The 15133-nt window shown below is 55.9% G+C and carries 12 protein-coding genes; 10 read left to right on the forward strand and 2 right to left on the reverse strand.

All coding sequences use genetic code 11. The features are described 5' to 3' along the window. Window positions 1-174 precede the first annotated feature (174 nt). The 6 genes from AC0L7S_RS13380 to AC0L7S_RS13405 all read left to right on the forward strand — a co-directional run bounded on the left by AC0L7S_RS13380 (window position 175) and on the right by AC0L7S_RS13405 (window position 8506). Window positions 175-1890 carry a TackOD1 domain-containing metal-binding protein gene (locus tag AC0L7S_RS13380; protein ID WP_473471510.1) on the forward strand — a complete coding sequence of 572 codons (1716 nt, stop codon included), beginning with the start codon at window positions 175-177 and terminating at the stop codon, window positions 1888-1890. After that, window positions 1890-3176, forward strand: a complete 1287-nt coding sequence (locus AC0L7S_RS13385; protein WP_473471511.1) for a glycosyltransferase family 2 protein — start codon at window positions 1890-1892, stop codon at window positions 3174-3176. The genes AC0L7S_RS13380 and AC0L7S_RS13385 overlap by 1 nt, the downstream gene beginning before the upstream one ends. Before the next feature lie 38 nt (window positions 3177-3214). Then, entirely contained in the window at window positions 3215-4195 is a 981-nt protein-coding gene (locus AC0L7S_RS13390; RefSeq protein ID WP_473471512.1) for an HlyD family secretion protein, read from the forward strand. A 14-nt stretch (window positions 4196-4209) separates the two neighbouring features. Then, entirely contained in the window at window positions 4210-4560 is a 351-nt protein-coding gene (locus AC0L7S_RS13395; RefSeq protein ID WP_473471513.1) for an Hpt domain-containing protein, read from the forward strand. 74 nt (window positions 4561-4634) lie between these two features. Further along, entirely contained in the window at window positions 4635-6545 is a 1911-nt protein-coding gene (locus tag AC0L7S_RS13400; protein WP_473471514.1) for a CHASE domain-containing protein, read from the forward strand. A gap of 59 nt (window positions 6546-6604) precedes the next feature. Then, window positions 6605-8506, forward strand: a complete 1902-nt coding sequence (locus AC0L7S_RS13405; protein ID WP_473471515.1) for a hybrid sensor histidine kinase/response regulator — start codon at window positions 6605-6607, stop codon at window positions 8504-8506. A 43-nt stretch (window positions 8507-8549) separates the two neighbouring features. Here the strand turns inward: AC0L7S_RS13405 and AC0L7S_RS13410 are convergent, their stop codons facing one another. Further along, complete coding sequence (locus tag AC0L7S_RS13410) at window positions 8550-8942, reverse strand: response regulator (protein ID WP_473471516.1); 393 nt, start codon at window positions 8940-8942, stop codon at window positions 8550-8552. Window positions 8943-9101: 159 nt separating this feature from the next. Beyond that, window positions 9102-10217: a helix-turn-helix transcriptional regulator gene (locus AC0L7S_RS13415; protein WP_473471517.1), complete on the reverse strand. Its 1116-nt coding sequence runs from the start codon at window positions 10215-10217 to the stop codon at window positions 9102-9104. A 239-nt stretch (window positions 10218-10456) separates the two neighbouring features. Between AC0L7S_RS13415 and AC0L7S_RS13420 the strand changes: the two genes are divergently transcribed. From AC0L7S_RS13420 to AC0L7S_RS13435, 4 genes are all read left to right on the forward strand, one after another. After that, window positions 10457-11500 carry a transferrin-binding protein-like solute binding protein gene (locus AC0L7S_RS13420; RefSeq protein WP_473471518.1) on the forward strand — a complete coding sequence of 348 codons (1044 nt, stop codon included), beginning with the start codon at window positions 10457-10459 and terminating at the stop codon, window positions 11498-11500. 53 nt (window positions 11501-11553) lie between these two features. Then, window positions 11554-12162 carry a hypothetical protein gene (locus AC0L7S_RS13425; RefSeq protein ID WP_473471519.1) on the forward strand — a complete coding sequence of 203 codons (609 nt, stop codon included), beginning with the start codon at window positions 11554-11556 and terminating at the stop codon, window positions 12160-12162. Next, the gene (locus AC0L7S_RS13430) at window positions 12146-12844 is read left to right on the forward strand and encodes a surface lipoprotein assembly modifier (protein WP_473471520.1); all 699 of its coding nucleotides are present in this window, start codon (window positions 12146-12148) and stop codon (window positions 12842-12844) included. The genes AC0L7S_RS13425 and AC0L7S_RS13430 overlap by 17 nt, the downstream gene beginning before the upstream one ends. Window positions 12845-13284: 440 nt before the next feature. After that, a complete protein-coding gene (locus AC0L7S_RS13435; protein WP_473471521.1) occupies window positions 13285-15081 on the forward strand; it encodes an adenylate/guanylate cyclase domain-containing protein in 1797 nt (598 codons plus the stop codon). Window positions 15082-15133 lie beyond the last annotated feature (52 nt).

Raw genomic sequence — 15133 nt, forward strand, 5'->3', positions numbered from 1 at the left:
GACGATCCGGCTTGGGCACCATGCTTCCTTTCCAAGTGCTCACAGAGCTTCCTCCAGTGCTACCGGTTCATCGTCCTGATGCGCGCCCGACAACGCAAAGTGTCTGGATTTAGAACACTGATTCTTAACCTCATCTTGCTAGCTAAAAGGGTTAAAATTGAAGGAAGTTGCGCATTGGCTCCACGTATTCTCGTTGTTGAAGACGACCCTATCGCCTGTGAGGTGGTAGAGCGCACGCTCATCGCCGACGGGTACGATGTTGTCGTCGCTCGCGATGGCATCGAGGCTGTCGAGTTGACAAAACATGGCTCATTCGACCTGGCGTTGATCGACTACAGCCTGCCGGAAATAGATGGCCTTGCTTCGGCGCGTCTCATCCGTTCAATGTCAACACGCGAAATTCCGACCAAGTTGGTTGCAATTACGGGCAATGGATCTGCGTTGGCCGAGCGATCCGGTGCCTCGGATGTGTTCGATCATATGCTGCCCAAGCCTTTCGCTCCGGAAAAACTTGCAGCATTTGTGGCAAAGGCTTTGCGGCCTGTCGAAACTGAGGAAAAGGCGCGAAGGGCCGATGAACAATGGCGACTGATCGGGTTGAAGCGCCGTCCAAAGGCTTTGTGTATCCCCGAACCAGCCGCTCCGATGGCCCGGCTTCTTGCCACCGCCTTCGAATGTGTTGACCGGTCGACCGATTTCGATCTGATCCTGCTGACGGACGTGACAGGTGTTGACGCTGTGGCCGCAGTCCGTTCGATCATCGACCGTGCGGCACAAGTACCGGTGGTCGATTGCACTGGCAAGGCCATGCTGGGCGCGGATGCCGCGCTCGAATATGGCGATGAGGAAAGCTGGAAAAATGTAGCCGAGACGCTCAAGTCTTATGATGCCCGTCGCTCTACAGTTAACCAGACGGCCGTTGCCGGCGGTGCGAAAATGCGCCTTCTCGCCAGCCTCTATGTTTCAGGGCAGGGGCTGAGGCCGATACTCGATCCGCAAAGCCGGACCTTTATCTGCTTTTCAGGTTTTCGCAATCATGACCAGGTCATCGCCGATGCCACAAGTCTGGTATCGCAAGGCTTCCTGAAACAGGCGTTTGTCGAGCGGTTCCACTGTTGCCCCGGCTGTGAATCACGGCGTCTCAATGTTCGGGAGGAGTGCCCGTCATGCCGGTCTTCCGATCTGAGCGAGACCCCGTTCATTCATCATTTCAAATGCGCCTATCAGGGCCCTGAAGCTGATTTCCGTGAAGGCTCGCGGCTGATTTGTCCCAAGTGCCGGGCAATGCTGCGCCATTTCGGCGGCGACTATGAAAAGCCGGGCACGATCATGACGTGCGGATCATGCGCCGAGTGGACGTCGGAACCTGCCATCGGTTTTGTGTGTGTCGACTGTGGTGTTCATGTCGATGGCGATGCGGTTGCGACACAGGATGTGCACGCTTATGACTTGACAGAGGCTGCGGTGTCGATGCTGACAACGCATTCGCTTCAGGCCACGCGTCAGATGGCATTGTCATCGGGTGATTTGCCGCAACACTTGCTGAGCGAACTCGACCGGTTGGCTGGAGACATGCGGATCGGCATGGAAACGCTTGCTGTGGTCGAAATCAGCTACGGAGCGCGCGATGCAGTGGTCGAGGCTGCCGGTGCCGAGACATTTACGAAGCTGCGTCAGCTCTTTATCGAAAATCTCACCAATCTCCTCGACGAATACGGTGTTGTCGTTGCTCATACGGAACGCGATTTTGTAATCGTCGATTCCGGTCGTGCTGATTCCCTGCCGGATTTCGCATCGAGCCTTCTGGCGGAGGCTCACACAGTTCTCGGCACCGATATACAGCCAGAGGCTCGCGTCGTCGAAATCGGCCCCGCGCGGGCGACGGCTTGATGGAGACAATTCGACTAGGTTTTGATTTTCTGGCTGCCCAGACGGGAACAAGCCTGCTCTACATCTTCTGGTACACACTGATATTCGAGTTTCCACGCTATTCTCTGACATTCGTGTCGGTGGCGCTTGGTGCAATTGCGGCGCGCAAGATGTCGGCAAACAAACATGTGCCGGTGCCCCAATCGGCCAGGCCACAGACGCTTAGTGTTCTGGTTATCGGGCACAATGAAGCCGGCAAGATCGAACGCTGCATCCAGTCGTTGCGTGAACAATCCCGCGTTCCTGACGAGATCGTTCTCGTGAGCGATGGCTCGTCCGACAAGATGGCCGAAGTGGCAAGCAGACTGGTGAAGGACGGGTTGGCCACGCGTGTGCTGACGTCAAAATATCGTGGCGGCAAATCAGGTGGAACCAACCTTGCGATACGCTCTACCAAATGCGACATCATCGTGATCGTCGACTGTGATTGTTCGTTCGACCGATATGCAATCGCCAATTTGATCGCGCCATTGTCCGACCCCGCAATTGGCGGTGTGTGTGGCGATATCGTTCCAAGAAACGGACAGGAAAGCCTCGTTTCCGGTTTCCAGGAAATCGAATATCTTTTGACGATCTCGCTGTCTAAACGGATCGGAAATGCGCTCAATCAGGTTGTCTGCCTCTCGGGCGCGTTTGGTGCGTTCCGGGCGGAAGCACTCAAGACAGTCGGCTTGTTCGATGTGGGTGGCGGCGAGGATCTCGACGCCACGATGCGCCTTCGTGATCGCGGATGGCAGGTCGTATTTGCGGAAAATGCAATCTGCTACACCGATGTCCCAACAAGTTTCTGGGTGCTAGCGCGCCAGCGCCTCAGATGGGAGAGGGATTCCATCTGGGTCCGGTTTCGCAAGCATTGGCGCATCATGTCGCCGTTCCACACGCGTTTCAGGCTGAGTGAAGCATTCCATCAGTGGGACTTCATGCTTTTCAGTGTAGCTGGAGCCGTGATCTTCCCGATTTACACTGTCTGGCTGTTCGGAATGTATGGCTTCTTCGCCCTTCCAGTGCTGTTTGCCATTCAGGTGGCGATGACCGGGCTGGACCTTTGTGTTCTTGCTCTGGCTGTGATCGTGACAGGACGATCGGACACTATCCGGTTGATACCTCTTCTTCCCGGATTCTCGTTTTTCAACGGATACATCATGAAGAGTGTGCGCCTTCTGGCCTACATTCAGGAGGTGTTCCTCTCTTCGTCGCGCAAGGACAATTATGTTCCCGAGCGCGTTCGATCTGTACGGAGTTGGTAGAACATGCAGCGGATAAAAAACGCCCCACCATCGATGCAATGGTCAACCAGCAGAGGGGATCGACGGCTTCGTGGAGTCGGCGGTTTTACTTCCTCCTGCTCGGTGTTCTCGGGGTGACTATCGGCCATTACCTCATCGGCGATCTGTTTCTGCTTCGGGCCGAGGGCATCGTGCTTGCCGAGCGCAACGTGGTTGCCGCGACTTACCTTGGGCGGGTTGCCGACGTTCGTGTTCGCGAGGGTCAAACCGTCAATGAAGGCGATGTCCTGTTGCGAATGGAATCGCCGGACATGCTGCGCGACATAGCGGATCTGGCTGCGCGCAATGCAGACCTCGACCAGCGACTAAGCCAGATGAAAGTTCGCTCAGGCGCCATCGGCGTGATCTTGCCGCTTGCCGAGCGCCGAAATGCGGAAAACACAAAGACCGTCGCCAGGATCGATACATTGTCCACGCAAGGTCTCGTGGCTTCAACCCGCATGGACGAGGCGCTTACTTCGCGCCTTGATTCTGCTGCACAATATGCAGAACTCTCGGGTGAGGCGGATGTGTTGGAGGCCAATATTCCAAGCCTGACGAATTCCATATCCCGCTCTGGCGAAGCACTCGTCAAACTCGAGGAGTTTTATGGAGATGGTTTGGTTCGCGCGCCGCGTTCCGGTGTCGTTGGATCGCATGTTCCCACACAAGGCGAGGTGGCAAAGATCGGTGACGAGCTTTTACAGATCAACGGTACAAAGACCTATGTGCTCGCATTCCTGTCAGATAGCTATCTCTTCCAGGTACGGCCTGGTGATCGGGTCACTGTAAAATCGGGCAATGCAAGTTCGATAGGAACCATTGATGAAATCCTGGGCGTGGCCGATGCCTTGCCGCCCGAATTCCAGAACATGTTTCGCCCGCGCGACCGAAGCCGTCTTGTGCGCATCGCCATACCTGAAAACGACGCCTTCGCGGTTACGCAAAAAGTTGTGGTGGGAGGCTGCGTTGCCGGATGGTGCTGGAGCGGTCAGATTTGAACGAGGAGACTGTGTTGGCCGTTGCTGATCCCCTGCATGATCTGAAGTTGCGTTTCCTCGACAGGTGTCGGGAACATGCCGGGAGCCTCAATGAACTGGTCGAAAATCCTGAGCGGATCAAACAGGGGTCCGATATGGGGAGTGTCGTGAAAATCGTTCACTCGATTGCGGGAACGGGCGGGATTTTCGGGTTTCATGAGATGAGCGCCAAGGCTCACGAACTCGAAACCGTGCTGATAGCCAAGGGTCCGGCAGATCAACCGAGTGCACTTCAGTTGTTGAAGCTGTTGTGTCGCGAAATCTCACATGTACTTGCCAGCCATGAATGTGAGACCGGACGCAGCGAATTTGCCGCCAATTCCTAGGAAAATTCGTCCTGCCGGGTCACCCGATGGTGAATTCGAGCCGTGAACCAAGCAAGACCGCGAGATCGAAGCCCATGCATTTCAACAAGCGGATCGGCCTTATTTTTCTCCTGGCCGTTGTCTATGCGGCTTCCGGGGGCCTCGGCCTCCAGCTTGCGCCGCCGCCCGGATATGTGACGATCATCTGGCCAGCATCGGGTTTTGCGCTCGCGGCGCTGCTTATGTACGGGCCGGGTCTATGGCCCGGTGTTTTCATTGGTTCCTTCGCCCTCAACGCCTATGTCGGCGGCGTCTATGGCGATGCTGGCTGGAATACTACTGCGTTGGCTGTTGCTGCTGCGATTGCGGCCGGGTCGACGTTTCAGGCCTATTTTGGAACGCATGTTCTTCGCCGGCTTTTCGGGGTGCCGACTTCCCTGAATGGAGCGCGGGACGCCCTGGTGTTCAGTGCCATTGCCGGTCCGATTTCGTGCCTCGTGGCTTCCAGCATCGGGGTAGCCGCATTGTTGGGTGCCGGTCTCGTCCCGCTCCATTCTGTGGCGAGAACCTGGCTTACGTGGTGGACTGGCGATCTGGTCGGGATCGCGGTAATCCTGCCAATTGCGGTTTTCAACCCTTGGCGACCGTGGAGCGTGCGCTGGTCCGGGCATCCGCTGGCAGGTCTGACCGTAGCGTCGCTCATTGCACTCCTCATCCCTCTCGGCTTGACCCTTTATGCGTGGAAGTGGACCAGCGAAACAACATTTGAGCGCAACAAGGCAGCCTTTGAGGCACTGGTCGACGACAACGAAAAGGCACTTCGCCATCGTCTCGATTCCTACCTTCAATCGCTTGACGGAATTTCCGGATTTTATGTGGCTTCCGGCCACATAACGCGGCGGGAGTGGAGAACCTATGTCGACGCGCTCGAGATCGGGCGTACATTGCCGGGCATAAATGGCATCGGGTTCATCAGCGCCGTCAATCCCGATGATTTGACGTCTTTTCTCCAGGGCGCGCGTGACGATGGAGTTGCCGACCTGGCCATACACCCGGCCTCGTCGTCACCGGCGCTGTTCATCATCCGCTACATAGAGCCCCTTGCAGCGAATGCCGCCGCTGTGGGCTTGAATATCGCTTTCGAAAGTAACCGCTATGCTGCCGCGTTGCATGCGCGTGATACGGGACTTCCGACAATAACCAAGCGGATTTTCCTGGTGCAGGACTCGACTAAAAGTGCCGGATTTCTATTGCTTCGGCCTTTGTATCGAACAGGCATGGCGACCGGCAATGTAGAGGAAAGGCGGGCCGCATTTGCAGGTTGGGTTTATGCGCCTTTTGTCGCCAATCGCTTCATGGACCATTTGACGGAAAGTCAGGACCGGGATCTCAAAATCGGCATATTCGACGGCACCGAAGCGGATCAGAACGAACTCATCTATTCCAGCACCAATCCGGGTTCGCCGGTTCGTCAGGCCCAATACACGGTGACCCGGACCCTGCCGATCATGGAAAAGAAATGGACCATCGTGTGGAAAAGCACGCCCGCATTCGAAGCGGGGGTCAGCACAAAGGAGGCATCGCTCGTCCTGACCGGGGGGATTTTGCTGTCGATGCTTTTTGGGGTCTATCTGCTTTCTTTTGCTCGCCGTGAAGAACAGATCCGGCGAACGGTGGTTCGCAAGACACAGGAAATTACCGCGAAAGAGCAGCAGAATCGCTCGATTGTGGATACTGCCATTGTGGCTATTCTGCTGTTTGACGAAGATGGTGTCGTTCTTTCTGCAAATCGGGCGGCCGAGGAGATTTTCGGCCGGAGCGAGGCCGACATGGTTGGTGATCGCGTCAACCACCTGCTCAGTTCAAACGTGAACAAGAGTTCTCGTGATCTGCTGCGTCGGCTGGCCCAACGTGAACGCGGGCATCTCGAATATGATGGGGCCATCATTGCCCGAAAAAGGATGGCTCACAGCTTTATCTCGACCTTCAACTCAACAACTGGGTGACGGAGGAAGGGCACACGAGATACACCGCCCTTGTCCGCGATGTTTCAGCACAAAGGCGCATGACCATCGCGTTGGAGGAGGCGGAACAACGCTGGAATCTGGCGCTTCGTGGCGCGAACATCGGTGTCTTCGACATTGATGTGAAGACGGGTACGTCGGTGGTCTCTGACACATGGCGCACGATGCTCGGCTTTGAGGCTGACGAAAAAATCGACCCACAGGCTGAATGGTTGACACTTGTTCACGACGACGACTTACCGCTCGTCCTGGCGGCGAACCTTGAATGTTTGGAAGGGCGCACCCCGCGATCAAAAGCCGAGTACAGAATTCGCCACCGGGACCAGTCTTGGCGTTGGCTCAGATCGGAAGCGACGGTGACCGAACGTGATATCAGCGGGAAACCGCTGCGCTTTGTTGGCACGCAGACAGACATTACAGCCCTGAAAGACGCACAGGTTGCACTTGAGGCGAGCAAGGAGAGGCTGAATTCCGCCATCGAGAACGCACCGATCGGCATGGCGTTGGTCGAGCCAGAGGGCCGGTGGATCAAGGCCAACGATGCATTGTGCAAGTTCTTCGGATATTCCGAAGCCGAGTTTCACAAGATCGATTTCGCGGCGATGGTGCATCCGGAGGATGTCGGCGCGGATACGGAACTGGTCGAGCAACTTATCAGTGGGAAAATTGACACCTATCAACTGGAAAAGCGTTACGTCCACCGGGATGGCAGCACATTGTGGGGCCTGCTCTGCGTTTCGGTTGCACGCAATCCCGACGGATCGATTGCCCATTTCATTTCGCAGATTCAGGATATCAGCCATCGCCGGGAAATGGACCGGATGAAAAGCGAGTTCATTTCCACCGTCAGTCACGAATTGCGTACGCCACTGACGTCGATCCGTGGTTCGCTTGGTCTCATTACCGGGGCGATGTCGAAAGGCATTCCGGACGGCGTCATGCGTCTGCTGACCATCGCGCACAAGAACAGCGAACGCCTGATCCTGTTGGTCAACGACATTCTCGATCTTGAGAAACTCTCGGCGGATAATGTCAGCTATGATCTGGTTGAGAAAGATATCTGCCACGAGGTGCGCCAGGCCATCGACGCCAATCAGGGCTATGCGGATCAGTTAGGTGTATCGCTCAATTGCCATTGCAGCGATGGGGAGGCAAACGCTGAAATCGACAGTTCGAGATTCCAGCAAGTGCTCTCAAACCTTTTGTCAAACGCGGCCAAATTCTCGCCGACTGGTGGAGATGTCATCGTTGAAGTTTCCACCGTCGGCGGCGCGGTCAAAGTGTCGGTGACGGACAAAGGCCACGGAATACCACAGGACTTCAGGGGCCGGATTTTCACGCCCTTTTCTCAGGCGGATGGTTCAGCCACGCGCGTAAAAGGTGGAACCGGGCTGGGACTTCACATCTCCAAGCAGATGATCGAACGCATGGGCGGCACTATCGATTTCAAGAGTGTCGAGGGAGAAGGTTCAACGTTTTGGGTGGAAGTGCCATTGGTGCAGAGCGATGTAGCAAGCCTCTTGTCAATCATTGCACCGATAACTGAGGAAGCCTGCCTTTTGAATGTCTTGCACGTGGAAGACGACACCGATTTTTGCGCGTTCTTGTCGGCTGCACTAAGGGGGCAGGTCAATATTGCCAATGTGCGTACACTGGGCGAAGCCAGAAGCCGGATGCCGCTGTCGCAATACGATCTGATCATTCTCGATCTTGGTCTGCCTGACGGTGAAGGTCTGGACTTTCTGGACGAGATTGAGAGCCTGGATGGAAAACCCGTTATCGTTTTGACCGCGACCGAATGTTGCGTGGACGACCCGCGTGTCAGCCGCGTCATCATCAAATCAAAGATGCCCGAGTCCGAGATCGTCGAAGCCGTGCTGGCTGCTGTCCATCAAGGGCGTGCATCTGATAATCCAGAGCAAATGAGCGCAGCGGTATCGTAGAGCAGGATGAGGAAAAGCGGGTAGTTCAGGGTCTTCTTAAATATCATTTTTCTCGAACGATCTGGTCAAGCAGATCCCTGACCTGGCTGCCAAGCGTCATCGGATCGAACGGCTTCGCAATGACGCCCACGATATTCATGGCCATAAACTGAGCCACCTCGTCCGGTTGGGTGCGTGCAGTCACGAAGGCCACCGGTATGTCACGTGTTGCCGGGTTCGAGGTCAGCTTTTCCCGCGTCATCGGTCCATCCATTTCAGGCATCATGACATCGAGCAACACGATGTCGGGCTGCCATTGCTCGGCAATCGAAACAGCCTCTATCCCACTTGTCGCGGAGCGGACTTCGAAGTCGGGGTCAAGTTGCAGACACATCACCGCAACTTCGCGGATATCCGGTTCGTCGTCGACATAAAGGACTTGTTTTGCTCTGCTCACTTTCAACCTTTGCTATAGGCACAATCCGAAAACCGTTACCCACTTTTCGGCTCGATGCTTTTGAGAGGTTCGGCTTTTGATAGAACCACCGAGCCGTGACCACAAGAGAAAGCGGTGGATTAACGCACTCCGTGCGTGAAAGATTCGATGTATTCGCGATCAACCCAGTCGCGATAGCAGCGAGACCAGTTCGCCCTGCCTGTGCGTGCCGGTCTTTGCGAAGATCAGCTTCAGACGCTGGCGCGCGGTTTCCCGTGTAATCGATTGAACGTCGGCGGCATCGTTGAGGGCCCGACCGCTGACCAGTAGCGCGGCGAAGTTTGCCTCTGCGGGGGTCAACCGGAAGGCTGCGCGATACCGCATTTCCCTTGACTGGGGTTCCGTTTGCGGATCAGCGAAAATCAGGACGGCATGGGCATGCAATGAGTGCTCAAGCCCAAGTGCAGATATGCATAGACCTTCAACCAGCAAAGGCAGCCTGTCGGGGCGGGCGATGACCGCTTCGACTTTGTGTGCCTCTCTTCGTTGCGAGTGCCCGGCGTTGGTCATGGCATGGATAAGTGCTTGCAGAGCGTGGTTGCTGGCAATGGCAACAGCCTGGAAGCGTCCGTTTCGGACGATAAGGCCGTCCGGTGAACTCTTCAACATGCGCTCGCATGCGACGTTCATGGCGAGGATTCGTCCCTCCTTGGTGAGTACCGCTGCTGCATGACCTTGATCACCCAGCGCCGACAGGCTGGTCGAGAGGCAGGAGGTTTCGAAGCGTTCCGCAAGGCGCACGATACGCCGGAAATGTTCGGCAAGAGGCAACATTCGATCGGCATCTTCGGGTGTGAAGAAGCCTTGTTTGAAGTTGCGCAATACGCACATCGCCCATTGCTCGCCACCGACATTGAATCCTATTGCCGCAAAACCCGGATAGCCTTTCTTCAAGTAGAGGTCATTGTAATGCGGCAGAACCTTGCGCTCATCATCTGTCGCCAATTGGTGTTCGATGATGACCGCCGTGTCCGACCTTTTCAGGAGCTGCCATCCGCGTTCGGAACGATAGTGGTTGTTGTGCCAGCCATCGGCAAGGAAATCCGGAAGGAAGTCGTCATACGCCTCTGAAGTCGGCAGCGGCCCCGTATTGAGACCAAGCGACTTTGGATAGAACATGATGGCGGCGGCGTTCAACGCCTTACTCATTGCGTTCAGTGCATCACGCCACGCGTCCGGTGAAGCGACGGCCTCGTAGCACAGATCGATGGCGTGTTCGATGAGGAGTTGATCCAACTGACGCCCTCCCTCGTCAATTGCATAATGATTTATCTTTCAACCAAAGAATGTAGGCGTCAAGGATAAAATCCAACACTCATGCAGAGTGTGCCAAATTCCACTGCAACCTGTGATCTATTCAGCAATTGAACCTTGAGACCCCCAAATGGGAGGTGTCGTCTCTCCATACTTCACCTAACGTCCAATATTCAGTCGCTGGGGTGACAGTTGTTTCAAGATAATTGGGGAGAGAAATTGTGAAACTGGATGCAAGGCTTATGTTCGTGATGCTTGCTGGCACTGCCATGGCAGGTTGCAGCAGCACCAGAGATCAGACCGGGTCTATTGTCGCGCCTGTGGCACCTTATGCTGATGTTTACAGCGCGACATATGCAAAGGCCAATGCCAACGTCATTTCGCAATTGCTTGTCAAGCCTGGCGACAAGTTGGAGGGAGGGGCCGCAACGGTGGATGAGACTTTTGCCACCGGTGCCCGTGAGGCATCGGCACCTCAAAAAGTCGTTATCGAAAAAGCCGCTGATGGCTACGTGTTAAGCTACGCCGGGCAGTCGGTCCATTTCACCAACGCAGATTTGCAGAACAACAGCTTCTATGAGCAAACGATGCCGGACAAGAATGGTGACGCGAAGAGTATCGGTTACCTGTTCACTGTAGCCAGTGCAACAACGCCCGATGCGCTCGCTGCTGCAGATTCCAGCATGGTGCCTTTGGGTTTCGGTGTCAGAACGACGAGCCAGGGCGTTGCCACTGCCGACAATGGCGAAGCATATCGCCAAGGCTATACAATCGTTGGAGCCGAAACCGATCCGAGCGATATGCCGAAGACCGGTTCGGCCAGCTATAAAGGCTATGCACGGATTGAAGCCTTCAACAAGAAAGCTGACTACACCAAGGATTCGCCCGACCGCGTCATTTATCGCGGCGCTTCCACGATCAATGCCGATTTCGGAGCGGGCACCGTCGACGGGTCGATCGACTTCAAACGAAGCCAGAAGCGCACCACCATAAACGGTAATGGACCGGAGACGGACATCTCGGCGGCGGGCGCGTCAATCGCGCTTGATAAAGCCGACATCGTTGCCAATGGGTTTTCGTCGAACTTGTCAGCAAATGCGGCAGCGAGCCAGATCATGACGAATGATGGCATTGCCGATGACATCGAAGCAAAGGCGGTCGGAAGGTTCTACGGCACGAACGCTGGACAGATAGGCGCGATTGTCGGCGGGGATGGCAGCAGTCACGCTGTGACAGGTATCATCACCGGCGACAAGACTCCTTGATTCAAAAGGAAATCGCAGCGGGCGTCAAACGTCCGCTGCGGTGCCGCTGCTCCTTGAAACGCCTGTCAATGATCGCGGCGTCCTTGCTGCTTGGGTGTTCGGTTGCGGCCGCTGAAAGTGTGTCGTTGCTGGACCGGATTGACGGGGCGGTTGCTTCGGGAAAATTCGCGGACGCCAGGGATTTGGCGGTACAGGATGCCACGGACCGCGGTAATCGATGGCTGGTTGCCTATGTCGACGCTTATATCCTGCTCAAGAGTGGGCGGGTGAAAGCCGCCGAACGCATTGCCCGGAAAATTGTAGCGGAGGATGGTTTGGCGGTGCGCCGCCGCCATCTCCTGATCAATGTGCTGATTGCGGAGGGCAAGTACAGGCAGGCGATCTATCACATACGTCAAAATCTGCGGCGCGTGAGAGACCCACGGATGCATCGCGAATATGAGCGGTTGCTGATGCAATATGACAAAAGCCACCCGACCAGCGGAACCTCACTTTCGGTAGGCGCGAGATCCATCAACCAACACCACGCAGGGAACGAGCCAGAATGTCGTCTACCTGAACGGGTTGCCGTTTTCGATCTCGCCCGATTTGCGCAAACGAGCGGGTGCCACGGTCAATATCGGTCTCTCGGCTTATCGAAATTTCGTGACAGGCGAGAATAGTGAGATCGTTGCATCGGCAGCGGCCAGCCTTGAGGCGGGCATCAAGGACAACTCCACGAACCTGTCCACCATCGCGCCCGAGCTCCTTTTCGTTCTCCACATGGACGATGCAACGCTTTGGGCAGGTCCGGTCGCTGAATTTCAGTGGTCGAAATTTGATCCCTATGCGGTGCGTCTTGGGGGAGTGATAGGGGCAAGCTACGCGCTGTCGTCACGAGATGTCCTGGGTTTGCGGATGCGGGGAACATCGCAAACCTATCCGGACTATGCCTATATGGATGGATACAAGTTTACGGCAGGCGCGACTTGGGCGCGCCAATTAACGCCGTCGCTGTCGCTCGATCTGGGCGCGCGGTTTGAGCGCGAGAAAACGCGCGCCCCGCATTTGACCTACAATGGCTATCGAGTTCGCGCCGGTTTGGGCAAGACGTGGCAGAACGGCCTTTTCACCGATATATCGGCGGCTTTTGAGGACCACTCCTACACCAATCCCTTCCCGTTGACCGGTGTTGCGAGAAAAGACCGTGAATTCGAGATTCAGGCCGGGTTCTCCTATGAGAAGCTGAGCCTGTTCGGCATTGTCCCCTATGTGGGGCTCAGATACACGAAACACGCATCGAATGTCGCCCTTTACGATTACGACAGCAAAGACTTGATCTTTGGCGGCAAGAAAAAATTTTGAAGACACGGCGCAGAGCGAAAGCAACCATTTCGCATTGAACGGAACAGGGACGTGCGCGTGCCAGCGCGCCGTTCAAAGCGCGTCGCGCATTTGAGGGTTCATCCCGGAATTTGGCGGAGCGGGTGTTGGATCAACCGGAAAGGTTCGCCTATCCAGGCTTTGCAGCAACCTGGCGCGATGTATTGACAGGTCAGCTCACCGAATATTGAGACACTTGAAAAATCATACGTATTCGATGAGGGAAAAATAAACCAAACCACCACGGATGCAGTGCTTTTTTCTTTTGTATGCATTTCAAATTCTGGCGCTTCTGGGAGGATACTGTTAAACTTCTTGTCTATGGGGGGTCATGGCGTCTGTCTCGCCAATGCTGATTTCCCCGACAATGCGCCGAGGGCGCGACGAGGGTGGCGTTCTTTTTACGCCAGACGAGAGCCAAAATGGATCAAGGCTCGATCAAGGCTGAGCGGCAGTATGTCCGTCAGCTCGCGACAGTCGTTTCCATAGACGCGGCTGAATTCTCGCGGCTGATGGGTCTTGACGACGAGTTCGCCGTCGCCGCATTCGAAGAGCGCCGCGACATCATCGTCGAGCGGTGCCGTGCATTTGGCGGGCGCACTTTCGGCGATGCCGGCGACAGCATCATGGCCGAATTCGGAAATCCGATCGAGGCCTTGCGTGCGGTGTTCGATTTCCAGGAGCGTATCGTGGCACTCAACGCCGCTGTCGAGCGGGATTTGCGGATGCCGTTTCGGGTGGGGATCAATACCGGCGACGTTATTGTTCGCGATGGCCGTCTTTATGGCGACGATGTCAATATCGCTGCGAGGATTCAGGAATTTGCACCCCGCAACGGCGTCTCGATCTCGGAAACAACCTGGCATCACGTAAAAGATAAAACGGCGACGGAATTCACGGATCTGGGCGAGTTCATGTTGAAGAACATCGCGCTTGCCGTTCGTGTCTTCATTGCGGGGCGCGATCAGACCGACTCACCGCCAACACAGACGATCGCCACCGTGGCATCGACCGATCATTCGCAGAAGCCGCGCCGCAACGGTCCGCCAGCCATCGCGGTGTTGCCGTTTTCCTGTGACAGCAGCGAAGCCGATATCGAATATATGGCTGACGGTATCGCGGAAGATATTATCCACGGTTTGTCCAACACGAGATGGTTTTCGGTTATCGCGAAAAGCTCCAGTTTTCAGTTTCGCGACGATACGCTTGGAACAAAGCTTATCGGCAGTGCGCTGGGGGCGCGCTATCTCGTTAGCGGGTCGCTGGCGCGCAAGGGCGAGCAAATCCGCCTGAACGTCTCCCTGGCGGATTCGACGAATGGACGGCTGGTCTGGTCGCAGAGGTTCGACCGCGAATTCATCGGCATATTCGAACTGCGGGACCAGATCGGCAGCGAGATCGTTTCAATCCTCGACAAGGAGGTCGATAGAGCCGAACAGGTGCGCACTTTTCAATTGCCCTGGGAAAGCCTCGAGATCTGGCAGCTCATACGACGCGGACGCTGGCACATGCAACGGCGCACGCGCGCCGACACGGAGCTTGCGCGCGACTTCTTCGAGAAGGCCTATCACGAAGATCCAAATTCAAGTGCCGTACTCAACGAACTGGCGTGGTGGTATTTTTGGCGGGGGTGGTTGCGTTTTGGCGACGGCGACGGCGACGATCTTGACAAGGTTGCCGAGTTTGCGCGCAAAGCCCGGCTGATGGACAGCCTCGACGCACGCGCCCATGCCCATCTTGGTGCCGTCGATATCATGCGCAGAGAACCGAAATCCGGGATCGGGCATCTGGCCGAAGCACTCCATATCAACCCGAGTTTTGCCTTTGCTCATTCGGCGATGGGCAGTGCTCGCCTGCTTCTGGGCAATGCCGGCGATGCGGTTGCGTTCTTCCTCGATGCGGATCGCCTCAGCCCGTTCGATCTCTATCGGTTTCACAATCTTGGAGAATTGGCGGCGACCTACTGCATGCTTGAGGACTGGCCGTCGGCAATCGCGACTGCGGAGCGTTCTCTCAATCTGTCACCTGGCTATTTCTACGCGCGGTTCCTGAAAGTCGGCGCATTGGCGCGCAATGGGCAGCAGGAAAAGGCGAGGCGGGAGCTGGAGGTTTTTGCAACCCGCCATCCCGATTTTTCCGATCAGCGGATTCACTGGATACCTTTCGTGGACAAGACGGCAAGCGACTTTCTTATCGCGAATTTCGAACTTGCGAGATGAGCGGCAAGCAGATGCCAAACGCACATCAGATGAGCGCGAGATTGCAAACGAT

It is taken from the genome of Mesorhizobium sp. G2-6-1 (assembly GCF_055809095.1).